Origin of the sequence: uncultured Tateyamaria sp. (assembly GCF_947496075.1) — a bacterium.
In the GTDB taxonomy this organism is placed as follows: Bacteria; Pseudomonadota; Alphaproteobacteria; order Rhodobacterales; family Rhodobacteraceae; genus Tateyamaria.
On record NZ_CANMBJ010000003.1, the window covers coordinates 13334 to 30330 of the forward strand.

Consider the following 16997-nt stretch of genomic DNA (forward strand, 5'->3'; position numbering starts at 1 on the left):
AGATTGGATTTTTGAGCGCGCGAAGAGGAGGATGACATGGCCAGAAAAGACCTGTTGAAATCCGTGATTGGGCAGCCGACCGACACGCCAAGTGGGGCAGGGCGGTCAAGCTATGCCATGCGCGGGGCGTCGAAGTCGATGAAGGTGTCGATTGACAGTCTGGCCGAGCATTCCAAGCGGTTGATGGAAGGCGAAACCATTGTCGAGATCGATCCCGATCTGATCGATGTATCCTTCGTCAATGACCGTCTGACCGGCGATGATGAGGCCTATGACGACCTCAAGGCCTCGATCAAGGCCAGTGGTCAGGACACGCCTGTGCTGTTGCGGCCGCATCCGGATGTGGCGGATCGCTACATGGTGGTCTTTGGACACCGCCGTGTGCGTGTCGCCCGCGACCTTGGCCGAGCCGTGCGTGCCGTGGTTAAGGAGATGGACGACGAAGCTCATGTGCTGGCGCAGGGTCAGGAGAACACGGCGCGGGCGGACCTGTCCTTTATCGAGAAGGCGCTGTTTGCGCGGAACCTGTTCGATCTGGGGCAGGGAAAGGATGTCATTCAGCGGGCGCTGACCGTTGACGGAACTTTGTTGTCGCGGATGCTGTCCGTGGCCCAGACTGTGCCCGAGAAGATTGTGACTGCCATTGGACCTGCCAAGCAGATCGGGCGGGACCGGTGGGAGGGGTTCAAGAAGCTGATGGCCGACGAGGCCAACCAGGGCATTGCGTACCGCATCCTCAAGACCGAAGGGTTTGACCAGCTCGACAGCGACACGAAGTTCGAGATCATGCACAGCAAGGTCGAGGAAGCGGGGAAAGGGCCCAAACGCCGACGGGCCAAGGCCGCACCGCCCAAGCGGACCTGGACCGCTGGCGAGGGTCGGATCAAGGGTGTGATTGGACGTGTAGGGCGGGCCTACAACATCTCGCTGACGTCCAACGATTCCACGGCGTTTGGCGAATATCTGTCCGAAAACCTTGATCAGCTTTATGCGGATTTCCTCAAGAAGCCGGACCCGTGACTGCCGTGGTTTTATTGTGCCGGGCCGTCATAACCCTGCGGCTTTTGTGAGGTTGACGCGGAACCGGTCGCGGCGGGTCACTTTGGCGGAGGCGTGGCCTGCACGCAGGGAATGACCGGAGAACAGGGCGAGGCGTTCGGCCTTGGGCAGCTCTGCGCGGATGCCGCTTTTGAGAACAGTCGCCTTGATCAGCCGCGCCACGTGCTTGTCGTTGAGCCGTGTGTCGAGGGCGCGTTTCCCGTCGCGAGAGGTGCGCACGAAGATCGGCCCGAAGTCGATTTTTGAGAAGTGGAGCCACTGTTCCAATGTATGTACCGGGCAAGTCTGTTCGCTTGAGCCTCGCCCAATCTCAACCTCGCGCCAGCCGGTCTTGGCGTTGAGCGTCAACACCGCGCCATCATCCAGGATTTCGATCCAGCCACCGGAATCCAGAGTGTCATCCTTGCCGACATCCAGGCTCATGATTTCGCTTCGGCGCAAGCCGCCGGCATATCCGATGAGTAGGATGGCGCGGTCCCTGAGCCCGCGCAGATCGTGGGGCAGGGTGGCCACCATGGCGCGGATGTCGCCGGGCAGGATGGCTTCCTTCTGGACCGGAGGGCGAGCGTGTGTGCGTTTGATCCCGGCCAGGATGGCGGCGATGTGCCGGTCCTTGCGATCAAGGGTGAAGCCGCGTTGTGCATAGTTCCAAGCCAGGCCGGAGAGGCGGCGGTCGATCGTCGACACCGACAGGGCAGGGGTCTTTCTCTGGGGCGCGGCGAGGTCCGTCAGATAAAGCCCGATCATTTCCGGCGAGGGGGGCAGGGGTTCGGTGCCTTTCAACCGGCACCAGCGGGCAAAGTGTTTCCAATCGGCGGCATAGGCCTTGTTGGTATTTTCGGCGGTGGAGGCCTGGGCGTAGGCGCGCGCTGTGTCGACAATTCGATCAAGGGCACCGGACCCGGCGAGGCCCCCGGTATGCGAGGGCAGGGCGAGGGTATCGTTGTCTGTGGGTTTCGTTCCGCTGGGTTCGTCGACGGTCATTGCATCTGTGGATGCCGCGCTTGATTTCCGGGGTTTCGGGCGGTGGGTTTCAGATGGTTCGCTCATATTTTAGAATGCAGCCCAGATATGTCCGATAAGACAACCTTATTGGACATAAAGACGAGCTTCAAGGTGGGGCGGTTTATACACTATCTGGTAGCCAAAAGCGCCGTTGCTAGATAGTCTTGTGGCATGACCTACCAACCCGCAGCTATCGATGACGACTTGAACACTCTACCTAAACTCCCGGGTTGGGTCACCTCCCTGCGTGCGGAAACCCTTGAAACTGTGGCTTTTCGATCCGGGGCAGCGCTCATGGTGCTGGACGCGCTGGTGAGCGATCCGCGTTATGGCGTGCCGGTGAAACTGCTTGCCAATTGTGTTGCGTTGAAAGCGGCCGCCGCCACCTCGAAACTACAGGGGCGGATGGCGCGAGAGGGTGATATCCGCGATGCGTTCCATCTGGCGCCGCCCGGTGAGGCGCGGGGACCGGACGGCGATCTCCTGGCATTCTGGCGCGAGGCAGCGCGGATGCGACTGACCGGACGCGATTGGCAAGTGGTGCTCAAAGGGTTTGTTGGGTCCGAATTTGAGATGGACGTCGATGTTTGGCTGCAATCGGCTGTGGCCCATAGTCGGACCCATGGGCCACTAGCGGGATGTGTTGCGGTAGTGCGCGCGGTTTTGGCGGTGGACGACCGGGCCGAGCGGGCAGCATGTCTGTTGTCGGATATCGTGTTAGCGCGTTGCCTGAATTGGCCGATGATCCTTCCCGTCTCTGCCCTGAACCTCACCAAAGCAGTATTGCGCGATCTCGTCGGGGACGGGCAGGGGGCTGACCTCGCGGTGCAGCAGCGTCTTTTGCAGTCCACTGAAGAGGCGATCCGACTGGCACGAGACCTGGCACAGCGCGGGGCGGCGCTTCAAGTGGTTGCCCCAAAGCTACGCGCCAAAGGATCGGACGCCGCGGTCGCGCTGTTCCTGTCTGAGGATGCGGTTGCGCCGTCAACTATGTTGTCGCCCCTGATCCAGGGCACCGACATTCCCATGACGGACCGTGCTGCGCGGCGGTTTTGTGATCGGCTGGTGGAAATGGGAGTTGCGCGAGAGCTGACCGGACGCCCGACCTTCCGCCTCTACGGGATCGCGCCATGACAACTGCAACCAAGAAGCGGAAACCGGTGGACGAGCGCGGCGCCATCTTTGACCGGGACCTCGAGGATCTGCCGCAGGAGCTGCGCTGGCGCGAATGGATGGGGCGGATCGAGGCGGTTCTGTTCGCGAGCGCGACGCCTGTCGGGCGCGAGGACCTGGCACGCGTGGTGGGGAACGTTTCGGTCGAGATGCTGATCGATGACATCCAGGCCGAGCTGGCCGGTCGCCCCTATGAACTGGCGCAGGTTGCGGGCGGCTGGATGTTCCGCACCAAGACGCATTTCGCCGAGGCGATCAATGCCGCCGCCGATTTGGGCGACCAGTCCTTGGCCTTCAGCGAAATGGAGATGGGGGTGCTCTGCGCCATCGCCTATCACCAGCCGATCGATCGGGCGGGGCTCAAGGACATCTTCGGCAAAGAGGTCAGTCGCGATCTGCTGGCCCGGCTGCGCTATAAGGATCTGATCGCGAGCGGCCCGCGCGCACCGCGCCCCGGCGCGCCACATACATTTGTGACGACTGAGACGTTCTTGGCGACGTTTGATCTAGAGACTCTGAGAGATTTGCCTGATCTTGATCTCAGTGTTGGCGGTGAAGTTGAAGACGTCTAAATTCTGCGTTCAGGGCTGGTGTGTTTTCAATTGGTCGAGCTTTGACTTTCAATCAGTCAGAGGTTCGAGCGCCGATTAGACAGTATCTCACTTTCAATTGGTCGGATATTGACTTTCAATTGGTCGGGTGCGTACTTTCAATCGGTCGAGAGGAGTCGCGCGGCAATGTACCCAAGATTTACCAAGGCCAGAGTAGAAGAGGCGCTGTCCGACACCCGCGTGGTTCTCATCTCGGGGCCACGTCAGTCCGGCAAGACGACGCTTGCAACCGACATTGCGTCGGACAAGACGCCCTTTCTGACATTGGACGATGCCAACGTTTTGCGGTCAGCGATCGATGATCCGGTGGGGTTTGTCCGCGGATTGGACCGCGCCGTGATCGATGAGATCCAACGCGCGCCCGACCTTCTGCTCGCCATCAAAAACCTTGTCGATGACGACCAGACTCCGGGGCGGTTCCTCCTAACGGGTTCGGCCAACCTCATGACCATTCCAAAAGTGGCGGATTCCCTTGCCGGTCGCATGGAGGTCGTTCGGTTACTGCCCCTCTCACAGGCGGAAATTCTGGGTACGAAATCAGAGTTCATTGATCGAGCCTTTGCTCGGGAGAAACCGACAGCCGAGCATATGATCGTCGGTGATGAGCTCGTTGAAAACGTCCTTTCCGGCGGGTATCCAGAAGCGCTCGGTCGGACGAGATGGTCCCGGAAGCAGGATTGGTATCACGGCTATCTTGATGCGATCGTTCAGCGGGACGTCCGTGACGTCGCACAGATCGAAAAACTCGCTATCATGCCAAAACTAATGTCGGTGCTGGCCGAGCACTCGGGGCAGTTGGTCAACTACACGGGTATCGGTGCCGGCCTCGACCTTAATCATGTCACCACACAGAAGTATGTGAGTGTCTTCGAGAGTCTCTACCTTGTTCATACCCTGCAGCCCTGGTTCACAAATCGACTGAAACGTCTGACCAAGTCACCCAAACTACATTTTTACGATGCGGGTCTTCTCGCAGCGATGCGGGATGTTTCACCCGAAGTGGTCCGCAAGGACAAAACGAGTTTTGGTGCGATCCTGGAGACGTTCGTGTTCAGCGAACTGCGGAAGATCGCGACCTGGAGCGAACAGAGGTGCACGTTCTCGCACTTCCGGGACAAGGACAAGAACGAAGTCGACATCGTATTGGAGAACCGCCGCGGCGAGGTCGTCGGAATCGAGGTGAAGGCCTCTGCTACCGTTTCGGCGAGTGATTTTTCTGGCATGCGCAAACTTGCAGAAGCATGCGGGAAGAAGTTTGTCCAAGGTATGGTGCTCTACGATCACGACCAGGTCGTTCCATTTGGAGAGAATTTATTCGCCGCACCGCTTTCATGCTTGTGGAGTTCACCATGAGGATTGTCAGCGCCAGATGCATCGAAAATATGACGGATTGTGCGTATTCCGACAACGTACGGCACCCATCGCGATTCTGATGCAGCACTAGTTACAGAACCTTGCAGCGTTTGAAAGCATAGCCAAGGTGAGCCGCGCGTAACCGACAAATGCTGTAGCGAGTCTCACCTTGTGATAGAAGTGGACGTTGACATCTAACTGACGCAGAAATCCCAACCGTGTTCCTGAGCCACCATAGCTCGATTCCCGCCTTCGGGCGACAGGCGCTTCGGTTTCAGTCGGGCAGATTGCCGACATTCGCTGTGCGTGTGAGAGGAACTTTATAAACGGCGGAAAGCGGACCTTCGCTGCGCTAGCGAATTTTAAGGACAGCACCTGCGTATGCGGACATTGGCGAAAGAGTCGACGCGCGGTCGGAAGGTCGCATGGGCGTTGACGGACTGGGCTGGAGTTGGTCTTTTTGGCTTATAAGCTCCTCTCCAGAAGCAAGTGCTCGCCCGAAGAGCCTTGAGACAATCAGTGTTGTTTTGTGAAAAGAAAGCCTTTCGATCGACCTGCCGTCAATTTAAACCAACACATAAACGGCTAGTCTTTTTGGCCCGTCCTAGGCGAACAACACTGGGTTCATATATTGACTGTTCGGATGCTTAAGTTGGTCGACAATTGGTTTTGACGTGCTCTAAAGCGACGCGCGCGTGTGGAGCAGGCGGTCGGCAAGAACTGCGGCGGATGTGCGGTTGTCGACGCCCATTTTCTGGAATACCTGCTCAAGATGTTTGTTCACCGTCCGCGCGCTTAGCGCGAGGATGGCACTGATGTCGCGATTGGTTTTGCCGAGTGTGAGCCAGTACAATACCTCAGCCTCGCGCGCCGTGAGGTTGAAGGCGCTCTGCAAAAGATCACCGCGGGTGGGGCCATCTTCTACAACGAGTTTGATCAATATCTCCCGCGTGGCAGAAAGCCCCATGAAGTGAGCGACGACACCGTCGCCTGTATGCGGGCTGATCTCTGACACGGGCCGCGCGACACAGTTGAGAAGCCAAAGTAAAAAACCTGGGGCACTAGGGTTGAAGTCGCTGCTTTCCAACAATTCCAGTGCGCTCTTGGAGCCCCAGACAAATTCTGCATCCTCGTCGAAGGCGAGGACCGGTCGTTCAAAGGCGTCAATTGCCTCCCGTGCGCTTTGAAGCATACGGGAGTTAACGACATGGGTGCTGAGGCGCGCGATCATTTCCTCAATCACCACGGGTTTGGTGATGTAATCCACGCCGCCCGCTTGCAGGCCTTTGACCACATGTTCCTGATCGCAAAGCCCAGTCATGAATATGATTGGAGCCAGGGTCGGGTTGGGCCCGGATTTGAGCCTGCGGCAAGTCTCGAACCCGTCGATATCGGGCATAAGCGCATCCATCAGGATGACATCTGGCTGCACCCGGTGGGTTAGCTTGATGGCCGAATGTCCGTCGCGCGCGACCAATACGGTCATGCCTTGCGCCTCTAGCGCGCTTGAGACCATCCCCAGAGAATCCGGGTTGTCGTCGACGACGAGCGCGATGCTTTTGTCCCCTGTTTCAAGCGTCTTCATGGTGATCCTCAAGCAGGCGGGCGAGGCCCTCCATGTCGAATTGTTCCAAACAGGCATCGAGCGCGCGCATCAGCGACACCGGCCCGACGCCTGCTACTCGCAGATCATCAAGGGCTGCACGAAGCGCGCTCGCATGGCCGATCTCTGCGGCATCAAGCAGAGTCTTGCGCTCGTTTTCAGTGAGGCTCCTGAGGACGGGAGCCGCCTGGTTTTTGTCCATGATCAGCTTGACTTTGAGCAGCTCGGCAATTTGCAAAAGAAGTTCGTCCAGATTGTAGGGTTTGGCGAAAAACGCGTCATGCAGACCGATTTCGGTGCGGTGCAGACCTTCCTCATTGGCGTGGCCAGAGATCATGATGATGGGGGTGTTTTGGTGGCGACCCGCACGTAGGTCGCGCGCGAAGCTCCAACCATCGCGACCTGGCATATCTATATCGAGCAGCAGGACGTTTGGGACCGCGTCCCCCAACATCGTTTCCGCCATATCAACAGAGGAAGCGCAGAGGACGACGAAGCCGTATTTGGTTAGAAAATTTTCAGCCAGCGCAAGGTGGTTGAAATCGTCATCGACCACCAGAATGGTTTTGCGCGGGCCCTCATAGCCGTTAATAGGCAGGGCATTGCTTTCGGGGCCCATAGTATCGGGGTCGAATACGCTTGGCGTAACGGAAGGCAGCATCAGGCGGACACGGAAGGTGCTACCGACGCCGACAGCGCTTTCAACCTCGATTTCGCCCCCCAATATTTCAACCAGCAGCTTGGTAATTGTCAGACCAAGTCCGGAGCCTTGGATGTCACGACGTTCCCCCCGTTCAAAGGGGCGCCAGATGCGATCAATATGCTCAGGCGCGATGCCGATACCGCTGTCGGCGACCTCGATGATCGCGACCTCGTTGCGATAGGTCAGCTTGAATGTCACGGCGCCTTCCTCAGTGTAGCGGATCGCGTTTGAAAGCAGGTTGATGATGATCTGGCGCAGGCGTTTTTCGTCAGAGCGGACGAAAGCTGGCAGAAGCCCTTCGGCGCGCAGTTCGAAATTGATGCTCTTTTTGTGCGCCTCCTCCTCGAAGATCGAGGCCACCTGTGTCAGCAAGACCCGCAGATTGATCTGGTCACGCATAATCTCCAGCCGTCCGGCTTCGATCCGGGCGATATCAAGCAGACCGTCGATCAGCCCGGCAAGATGCTCACTGGAGCGGCGGATGCTGGTCAGTGGGGGACGCCAATTTTCCAGATCCGCGTCTTTTTCGAGGAGCTGCGCGAAGCCGTAGATCGCATTTAAAGGCGTGCGCAGCTCATGGCTGAGACCTGACATGTAGCGCGTCTTGGCTAGATTTGCCGCCTCAGCTTTGTCCTTTGCTTGTTGCAAAGCGCGGTCGGTGCGCTCATGGGCGCGGATTTCTTTTAGCAGGCGCTCAGTCTGGCGCTCTGCTTCCGCCGTCGCATTTCGGCGGCTTTCACCGCTGAGTAGGTACATCCAAACAGAAATACCTATGACGATACTGACCGTACCAAAGATTACTGTCAGAACACCGTCGAAATTGGGGGCATTTGCAAAGTTGCGCACGAGGCCGAGCACAGCGCCGAAGGTCAATGAGATCACAATCGTTGCAATTACGAAATGCGCGTGTCGCGTCATAAGCGCGCGCGCAACTTGGGTCGGAAGATAGGAAAATAACCAGTTCTTGAGGACGTAGTCGAACCTTGCATGCGGCTTGCACACATCATGGCATGCGGTCTCCAACGTGCAGCAGAGCGAGCAAATCGGGCCCGCATGGAACGGGCAATTTGCCATGTCCTCAGCATCGAACCGGAATTCGCACACGGTGCAGGAGTGCAATTCGGGGATTAGGTCTTCGCTGGGCCGCGCGATGTAGTATTTGCCGCGCGTGGCCCACGCAAGAATTGGCGCAAGCACAAATGCTGATCCAAGCGCCACGAAAGAGGAAAAAGCCTGCAACATCGGGCCAAAAACACCGCCGTAGGACAAGAAGGCCAAAAGGCAGGCAGCAAGCATAGAGCCAATGCCAACTGGGTTGATGTCGTAAAGATGTGCGCGCCGGAACTCGATACCTTTAGGGCTAAGGGCTAGCGGTTTGTTGATAACCAGATCGGAAACCAGCGCGCCAATCCAAGCAACGGCGACATGGGAATAGACGCCCAACACATGCTCTAACCCGGTGAAGACGCCCAGCTCCATCAGCATTAACGCGATGCAGACGTTGAAGACCAGCCAGACCACACGGCCCGGGTGAGAGTGGGTCAGCCGCGAGAAGAAATTCGACCAAGCGATTGATCCCGCATAGGCGTTGGTGACGTTAATCTTGAGCTGCGACAGGATCACGAAGAGACCTGTCAGCGCGAGAACCAGGTAGGGCGAATTGATCAGCTGATCAAAAGCCACATGGTACATGCGGGTCGGGTCGGAGGCGTCCTCACTCGGCACACCCTCCCGAATGGCGAGCGTGACGAGGTAGGAGCCCGCAACCATCTTCAGCACACCCAGGATCGACCAGCCGGGCCCCGCAGCAAGCAGGGCAAGCCACCATTTGCGTTTTTCTGACGTCGTCTTGGGTTCCTTCAGAAACCGCAGGAAATCCACCTGCTCCCCGATTTGCGCGACGAGCGAAAAAACCACGCCCGAGGCCGCGCCAAACATCAAAAGCCGAGACGCGTCGGAGGCTTGCTCTGGCCCGGAAAACGATGTCCAATTGTCGATATCATAGCCTGCGAAGGCCAGAAAAACGAAAGGCAGAATATGCAGAAGGACCCAAAGCGGCTGGGTCCAGGTTTGAAAGGTCGAGATCTTTGAAAACCCGTTGATCACAAGCGGGATCACCACCAGAGAGCTTGCCACATAGCCAAAGAAAAGCGGCACCCCGAGGGTGAATTCCAGCGCCAAAGCTAGGATCGCTGCCTCCAGTGCGAAGAATATGAAGGTGAAAGAAGCGTAGATCAGAGAGGTCAGCGTTGAGCCGATATAGCCAAAGCCCGCCCCGCGCGTCATCAAGTCGATATCGAGGCCGTAGCGCGCGGCATAGTAAGAGATCGGCAAGCCCGTCATAAACAGCAAAGCGCCCACAACCATAATGGCAACAATGGCGATATCGAACCCATAGGTCAGCGTGATCGCTGCGCCGATGGCTTCGAGAGCCAGGAAAGAGATTGACCCGATAGCGGTGTTTGCGACCCGACCATAGCCCCAACGGCGCGCGCGCCGCGCGGTGAAGCGCAGGGCGAAGTCCTCCATCGTTTCATTGGCGACCCAGCGGTTATAAGTCCGCTTCTCGCGCGTCGCCCCGAGCGCCCTAACCATTGTGGTGTCCTTATATGCGAGCGCATTTCGCAAGTTCGGACCGTGCCGGTTCTTGCGCCCCAAATGCCCCCATTCAGCGTGGCCACAACCCTACTGCGCAAAACGCGCAGGCATATACGTCAATTGACGTATACAGCGTCGCCATGATCGCCCGGATGCTCATTCGTAGGGGGCGAGCCAGAATCGCCCATTCTTTAAGCGCTTTGCGAAGGAGGCGATATGTCAGACGAGACACCAAAGAAGAGATCCACAGGGTTAAGCCGGCGTGAGGTTCTAGCCGGGGGCACAGCGCTCAGCGCGGCTTTGTTCTTGCCCAAAAACCTCAAAGCGGCTGATTTCCCAACGGCTGAGATCAACACGACGGGCCTGGCTGTTACCGACGACACCGTGACCATCGGTATTTTGCACTCTGTCACGGGCACGATGGCGATTTCAGAGACGGGTTCTGTTCAGGCTGAGAAACTCGCGATTGACCAAATCAACGCACAAGGCGGCATCCTGGGCCGCAAGATTGAGTATATTCAAGAAGATGGCGCATCTGACTGGCCGACATTTGCTGAGAAAGCCCGCAAATTGCTGGTCAACGACAAGGTCGCGTCCGTTATGGGCTGCTGGACCTCCGCCAGCCGCAAGGCCGTCCTTCCCGTCTTCGAGCAGCATAACGGCTTCCTGTATTACCCGACCTTCTATGAAGGCCTCGAAGAGAGCCCCAACGTCATCTACACCGGCCAAGAGGCCACACAGCAGATCATCGCGGGCCTTGACTGGGTCAACCAGACCAAGGGCGCGAAGAGCTTTTATCTACTGGGGTCCGACTACATCTGGCCGCGCACCTCCAACAAGATCGCCCGCAAGCATATCGAAAACTTCATGGAAGGCTGCAAGGTCGTGGGCGAGGAATACTACCCCCTCGGCCATACGCAGTTTAATTCCGTCATCAACAAGATCCGTTTGCGCAAGCCTGACGTGATCTACGCGATTGTCGTGGGCGGCTCGAACGTGGCCTTCTACAAGCAGCTGATCGCAGCGGGGATTGATCCGGCAGCAGAGAAGCCCATCGTTCTGACTATTTCCGTAACCGAGGACGAAATCCGCGGCATTGGCGGCGAGAACATCGAAGGCGCATATGCCTGCATGAAGTACTTCCAGTCGCTTGAGAATGAGAACAACCTCAAATTTGTGGAAGAATTCAAGAAGATGTGGGGCGATGACATCGTGATCGGCGATGTGACACAAGCTGCATATCTTGGCCCATGGCTGTGGAAAGCGGCTGTTGAAAAAGCCGGTAGCTTTGACGTGGACAAGGTGCGCGAGGCGTCACCTGGCATCGAGATGACAACTGCGCCTGAGGGCTATGTGAAAGTGCATGAAAACCACCACCTGTGGTCGAAGACCCGCGTCGGACGCGCGCAGGCGGATGGCCAATATGAGGTTGTGTTCGAAACCGCAGAGCTGGTTGAGCCGGATCCGTTCCCGGAAGGCTACCAATAAGCCCCTGCTGATGGACGACCCGGTGCCAAGTCGGGTCGTCCTATCTCACATCCATCACCTTTTGCCCTTTAGGAGCTGTCCGTTATGTTTGCCGATTATTCTTGGCCAGAGCTTGGTGCGATCTTCGCAATGCAAGGCTTTGCTGGCCTGATCCTTTTCTCTGTCTTCGTGCTGATGGCGCTTGGTCTGGCAATTATTTTTGGCCAGATGGGCGTCATTAACATGGCCCATGGGGAGTTCATGATCCTCGGCGCATATGTGACCTATCTTCTGTCGAATTTCTTTGCCGACTACGTACCGGCGCTTTTCAGCATTTACTTCTTTATCGCGATGTTTCTTGCCTTCATTGTCTCAGGTGCTCTTGGGCTGCTGGTCGAATGGGCGATGATCCGGCATCTTTACAAACGCCCGCTTGATACGCTTCTGGCGACTTGGGGCCTTAGCCTGATTTTGCAGCAGGTCTATCGCAGCGTCTTTGGCGCGCGGGAGGTGGGAGTCTCCATCCCTGATTGGATGATGGGGTCGCTGCCACTTACGGACCTGGTCGAAATCCCCATCAACGGCATCTTCGTGATGGTGCTGGCAGTTTGTATCTCGCTGGGCATCTACTACCTGATGTTCCGATCCAACTGGGGCAAGCAGGTGCGTGCAATCAACCAGAACCGGGTGATGGCCGGGGCGGTGGGCATCAACACCGAATGGACCGACCGGCTGACATTCGGCATCGGTTGCGGCGTCGCTGGCGTCGCGGGCTCCGCCTTCACGATGATTGGCTCCACAGGGCCCACGGCTGGGCAGCTCTATATCGTCGACACATTCCTAGTGGTTGTCTTCGGCGGTGCCGCTTCGCTTCTGGGCACGATTGCCTCGGCTTTCTCGATCTCTCAAGCGCAGTCGATCATGGAGTTCTTCCTGTCCGGCTCGATGGCGAAGGTTCTGACGCTGCTCGTCGTAGTCGGCATCCTGATGATCCGCCCGCAAGGCCTGTTTGCCATGAAACTGCGTAAGTAAGAGGCCGGCTCAGATGACACGTTCTTCTTTCATGTCCCGTAAAGAGCTGATCGGCTTTCTGATCTTGGCTGCGGTGATTTTCCTTCTGCTGCCGGCCATGCTCGATAGCTTCCGTCTCAATCTCTTTGGCAAATACCTCACTTACGCCTTCGTAGCGGTCGGGCTGGCGCTGTGTTGGGGCGCAGGGGGCATCCTGAGCCTCGGCCAAGGCGTCTTTTTCGGGCTCGGTGGCTACTGCATGGCGATGTTTCTCAAGCTCGAAGCCTCGACGCCCGAAAACACCGCAATCCAGTCCACCCCGGGTATCCCCGATTTCATGGATTGGAACCAGCTGACTGAGCTGCCGGTTTGGTGGCAACCCTTCTACAGCTTGCCGCTGGCACTTTTGGCGGTTGTTGCAGTGCCAGTGCTCTTCGCCTTCATCATCGGCTTTGCAATGTTCACGCGCCGCGTTGGCGGGGTCTATTTCGCCATCATTACGCAAGCCTTTGCCGCGATCCTGACGATCCTGATCATTGGGCAGCAAGGCTACACAGGCGGCGTGAACGGGATCACCGACCTGCGGACCTTGCTGGGCTGGGACATTCGCACCGATGAGGCCAAGACAACGCTTTACTTCGTCAACGGTGTGCTACTTTTCGCGGTGCTGCTGATCGCGCAATATGTACGTAAGTCCAAGCTGGGGCGGTTGCTGATTGCGATGCGTGATCAGGAGGATCGCGTACGCTTCTCAGGCTATAACGTGGCCAATTTCAAGATCTTCATTTTCTGCCTCGGCGCCGCCTTTGCAGGGATTGGCGGGGCCATGTTCACGCTGCAGGTGGGCTTCATGTCGCCGACGCTCGTGGGGATCGTTCCGTCGATTGAGATGGTGATCTTTTGCGCTGTCGGGGGGCGTTTGTCGATCCTTGGCGCCGTTTACGGCGCGCTCCTGGTCAACTGGGCCAAAACCTCGTTCTCCGAGGCCTTCCCCGAGCTTTGGCTCCTTGGCCTGGGCGGGCTGTTCATCGCGGTGGTGATGTTCTTCCCGAACGGCTTGGCCGGGCTGTGGTCCGAAAAGATCGAGCCGCGCCTGATGAAGCGGTTCCAACGCCCCGGGACTGACACCCTAAAACCCGTCGCCGAACGCGCACCAGCGGAGTAACCTATGTCCGAGCAAATGATAATTGAGGTCGAGGACCTCACCGTTTCCTTCGATGGATTCAAGGCGGTCGACTCGCTCAACCTTTATGTCGAGAAAAACGCCTGCCATGTCATCATTGGCCCCAATGGCGCAGGCAAAACCACGGTGCTGGACCTGATCTGTGGACGCACCAAAGCCACAGGCGGCAGCGTGAAGTTCAAAAACAAAGAACTTCTGTCCATGCGCGAGGACCAGATCGTGCATGCGGGCGTTGGGCGAAAGTTCCAAACCCCCAGCGTCTATGAGGACCTTACCGTCTCCGAAAACCTGGAGCTGAGCTATCCCAAGGGCCACAGTGTCTTTGGTGCGCTGATGTTCCGGCGTGACGACCCTGTGCAAACCCGCATTCGCGAGATTGCAGAGACGATCTTCCTTGAAGATCAGCTTGATGAGAAAGCCGCCTTCCTCAGCCATGGCCAAAAGCAATGGTTGGAGATCGGGATGCTGCTGATCCAGGACCCGGAATTGTTGATGCTGGACGAGCCGGTCGCCGGTATGTCGGTGGCCGAACGCAAGAAAACGGCGGAGCTTCTGAACCGCATCATCCAGGACCGCTCCGTCATCGTGATTGAACATGACATGGGCTTTGTGGCCGATATCGCCACCCGCGTCACTGTTTTGCATCAAGGCAAAACGCTCAGCGAAGGCTCAATGGAGCGGGTGCAGAACGATCCCAAAGTCGTCGAAGTCTATCTGGGCCACTAAGGAGAGCCGCTATGCTGAATGTTCAATCCCTGCGTGCCTCTTACGGCGAAAGCGAGGTGCTTCATGGCCTCGATCTTGATGTGAAGCCCGGCGAGATTGTCGCTATATTGGGCCGCAACGGTATGGGAAAAACAACGCTGATGAAAACGCTCATGGGCATCATGCCCGAGCGTGGCGGAGAGGTCCGGGTTGGTGATACCGCTTTGACGGGTCTCAAATCCCACCAACGTGTCGCCAACGGGATCGCCTATGTGCCGCAGGGCCGGATGATTTTCTCGGCAATGACGGTGAAAGAGAATGTCGAGACCGGCCTGACGGTCACCGGGCAGAAAACCGTGCCTGATGATATCTATGAGCTGTTCCCTGTGCTGTTGGAAATGAAGAACCGGCGCGGCGGCAACCTGTCAGGTGGACAACAACAACAGTTGGCCATCGCCCGCGCGCTGGCATCAAACCCGAAGGTTCTTTTGCTCGATGAGCCGACAGAAGGCATTCAGCCGTCGATCATTCGGGAAATGGCTCGCACCTTGCGCAAAATCCGCGACCAAAAGGGTTTGAGCATCATTGTCTCAGAGCAAGTGCTTAGCTTCGCGCTGGACGTGGCGGACCGGGTCATGGTGATCGAAAACGGCCGCTTCGTTCATGACAGCCCGCGCGACAGCGTCGACGAGGCCAAAGTCACAAAATTCCTATCCGTATAACCAACTCAAGGAGGAGCCAGATATGGCTGACACATTGATCTCGGTGGACTTGTCCGAGAGCCCCCACACCAACAAGAACATCCACAACCGGTGGCACCCCGACATCCCGATTAATGTCTGGGTCGAGCCCGGCGACGATTTCAAGATCGAGACCTATGACTGGACCGGCGGGCAGATCAAAAACGATGATGACGCGTCTGACGTGCGCGATGTGGAGTTGGAGCAGGTGCACTACCTGTCGGGCCCAATCGGGGTGAAAGGTGCGGAGCCGGGTGACCTGATGGTCGTCGAAATCCTTGATATTGGTGCCAAGGAAGACATGCTTTGGGGCTTTAACGGCTTCTTTTCCAAAAAAAATGGCGGCGGCTTCCTGACCGAGCATTTCCCAGAGGCACAGAAATCCATCTGGGACATCGACGGCATGTTCACCAAGTCGCGCCACGTGCCCGGCGTGAAATATGCAGGGCTTATTCATCCCGGGCTGATCGGATGTCTGCCAGATCGCAAAATGCTCGATATGTGGAACACGCGGGAGACCAAGTTGGTGAACACCGACCCGGAGCGTGTCCCACCACTGGCCGCCTTGCCCAACACGCAAAGCGCGCATATGGGCGCCATGAAGGGCGAAGAACGTGACGCCGCTGCTGCTGAGGCAGCGCGCACCGTGCCTCCCCGCGAGCATGGCGGTAACTGCGACATCAAAGACCTGAGCCGCGGTGCGGTGTGTTACTTCCCTGTATATGTTGACGGCGGCGGTCTCTCGATGGGCGACCTGCATTTCAGCCAGGGCGACGGGGAGATCACCTTCTGTGGCGCAATCGAGATGGCAGGTTGGCTGCACATCAAGGTGACGCTGATCAAGGAAGGGATGACAAAATATGCGATCCGCAATCCCATCTTCAAGCCATCTCCAATTACGCCCAAATACGATGACTACCTCATTTTCGAAGGCATTTCGGTCGATGAAAGCGGAGAGCAGCATTACCTCGATGTCCACGTGGCCTATCGTCAGGCCTGCCTGAATGCGATCGAGTATCTCAAGAAATTCGGCTACTCGGGCGCACAGGCTTACGCGATTTTGGGAACGGCACCCGTACAAGGGCACATCTCCGGTGTTGTGGATATTCCAAATGCATGTGCGACGCTCTGGCTGCCCAATGACATTTTTGAGTGGGATATGATGCCCAATGCGACCGGACCAAGTACCTATCTCGACGGTTCTGTCGACATACCTTTGGCCCCGGACTTGTAGAACTACCTCAGTCCGGCCCTGTTTCTCGCGCCGAAGCGGCAATCGGGGAAGAGTGGGGCCGGGCGCCTGATCCATCTGCCACCAAGAAAGAGGAGCAGAAATGCCCGTCTATGAATATAATTGTGCCGATTGCGGCGTGTTTGAAGAGATGATGCCGATGAGCCGGTTTGCCGATCCCTGCGATTGCCCGGCCTGCGGCACCAAGGCGCCACGTATCTTGCTGACGGTTCCGCGCCTTGCGGCCATCTCCAGCACCGCGCGCCATGCGCATGAAACCAATGAGCGCTCCGCCGATAGTCCCAAGCGCAGCAGTCACGGACCCAATTGCGGGTGCTGCGGCGGGGCCACGAAAAAGCCAAGCAAGACGCTGCACCACCCGAATGGGTCAAAAAGCTTTCCGACGAAACGGCCTTGGATGATTTCTCACTGAAGCTCCGGTCGCAACCTATCGGGAATCAAATAAAGTAGTTGTGGAACGATACATATCGGTGTCCGCCCCTTCTTACGACTGCGTTGAACCGCAGTTTAGTCATGCCGCTCCGCGGCGAAATG

The 16997-nt window shown here is 57.5% G+C and carries 14 protein-coding genes; 11 read left to right on the top strand and 3 right to left on the bottom strand.

Annotation, left to right across the window (positions count from 1 at the left end; genetic code table 11):
* The first annotated feature begins 36 nt into the window (after positions 1-36).
* The gene (gene repB / locus Q1A51_RS11010; RefSeq protein ID WP_299605280.1) at positions 37-1020 is read left to right on the top strand and encodes a plasmid partitioning protein RepB; all 984 of its coding nucleotides are present in this window, start codon (positions 37-39) and stop codon (positions 1018-1020) included.
* A 27-nt stretch (positions 1021-1047) separates the two neighbouring features.
* Here the strand turns inward: repB and Q1A51_RS11015 are convergent, their stop codons facing one another.
* On the bottom strand, positions 1048-2043 hold the full coding sequence (locus tag Q1A51_RS11015) for a tyrosine-type recombinase/integrase (RefSeq protein WP_299605278.1): 996 nt from the start codon (positions 2041-2043) through the stop codon (positions 1048-1050).
* 192 nt (positions 2044-2235) lie between these two features.
* Between Q1A51_RS11015 and Q1A51_RS11020 the strand changes: the two genes are divergently transcribed.
* From Q1A51_RS11020 to Q1A51_RS11030, 3 genes are all read left to right on the top strand, one after another.
* Positions 2236-3198, top strand: coding sequence for a DUF1403 family protein (locus Q1A51_RS11020; protein ID WP_299605275.1), 963 nt, complete (start codon positions 2236-2238; stop codon positions 3196-3198).
* A complete protein-coding gene (locus tag Q1A51_RS11025) occupies positions 3195-3809 on the top strand; it encodes an SMC-Scp complex subunit ScpB (RefSeq protein ID WP_299605273.1) in 615 nt (204 codons plus the stop codon). Before Q1A51_RS11020 ends, Q1A51_RS11025 begins: the two co-directional genes overlap by 4 nt.
* 165 nt (positions 3810-3974) lie before the next feature.
* A complete protein-coding gene (locus Q1A51_RS11030) occupies positions 3975-5201 on the top strand; it encodes an ATP-binding protein (protein WP_299605271.1) in 1227 nt (408 codons plus the stop codon).
* 679 nt (positions 5202-5880) lie between these two features.
* Here the strand turns inward: Q1A51_RS11030 and Q1A51_RS11035 are convergent.
* Both Q1A51_RS11035 and Q1A51_RS11040 read right to left on the bottom strand, forming a co-directional pair.
* Positions 5881-6786 carry a DNA-binding response regulator gene (locus tag Q1A51_RS11035; RefSeq protein ID WP_299605269.1) on the bottom strand — a complete coding sequence of 302 codons (906 nt, stop codon included), beginning with the start codon at positions 6784-6786 and terminating at the stop codon, positions 5881-5883.
* Positions 6773-10102, bottom strand: a complete 3330-nt coding sequence (locus tag Q1A51_RS11040) for an ATP-binding protein (protein WP_299605268.1) — start codon at positions 10100-10102, stop codon at positions 6773-6775. Before Q1A51_RS11040 ends, Q1A51_RS11035 begins: the two co-directional genes overlap by 14 nt.
* Before the next feature lie 219 nt (positions 10103-10321).
* Here Q1A51_RS11040 and urtA point away from each other — a divergent pair, with 219 nt between their 5' ends.
* The 7 genes from urtA (at position 10322) to Q1A51_RS11075 (ending at position 16875) form a co-directional block, all read left to right on the top strand.
* Entirely contained in the window at positions 10322-11593 is a 1272-nt protein-coding gene (gene urtA, locus Q1A51_RS11045) for an urea ABC transporter substrate-binding protein (RefSeq protein ID WP_299605266.1), read from the top strand.
* 84 nt (positions 11594-11677) lie between these two features.
* On the top strand, positions 11678-12604 hold the full coding sequence (gene urtB / locus Q1A51_RS11050) for an urea ABC transporter permease subunit UrtB (RefSeq protein ID WP_299605264.1): 927 nt from the start codon (positions 11678-11680) through the stop codon (positions 12602-12604).
* Positions 12605-12617: 13 nt separating this feature from the next.
* On the top strand, positions 12618-13748 hold the full coding sequence (gene urtC, locus Q1A51_RS11055; protein WP_299605261.1) for an urea ABC transporter permease subunit UrtC: 1131 nt from the start codon (positions 12618-12620) through the stop codon (positions 13746-13748).
* A 3-nt stretch (positions 13749-13751) separates the two neighbouring features.
* Positions 13752-14492 (top strand): urea ABC transporter ATP-binding protein UrtD, encoded by a 741-nt coding sequence (gene urtD, locus Q1A51_RS11060; protein ID WP_299605259.1) that lies wholly within the window; start codon positions 13752-13754, stop codon positions 14490-14492.
* A gap of 11 nt (positions 14493-14503) precedes the next feature.
* Entirely contained in the window at positions 14504-15193 is a 690-nt protein-coding gene (urtE, locus tag Q1A51_RS11065) for an urea ABC transporter ATP-binding subunit UrtE (protein ID WP_299605256.1), read from the top strand.
* A 22-nt stretch (positions 15194-15215) separates the two neighbouring features.
* Positions 15216-16445, top strand: a complete 1230-nt coding sequence (gene fmdA, locus Q1A51_RS11070) for a formamidase (protein ID WP_299605253.1) — start codon at positions 15216-15218, stop codon at positions 16443-16445.
* A gap of 100 nt (positions 16446-16545) precedes the next feature.
* Positions 16546-16875, top strand: a complete 330-nt coding sequence (locus Q1A51_RS11075) for a zinc ribbon domain-containing protein (RefSeq protein ID WP_299605251.1) — start codon at positions 16546-16548, stop codon at positions 16873-16875.
* Positions 16876-16997: the final 122 nt, after the last annotated feature.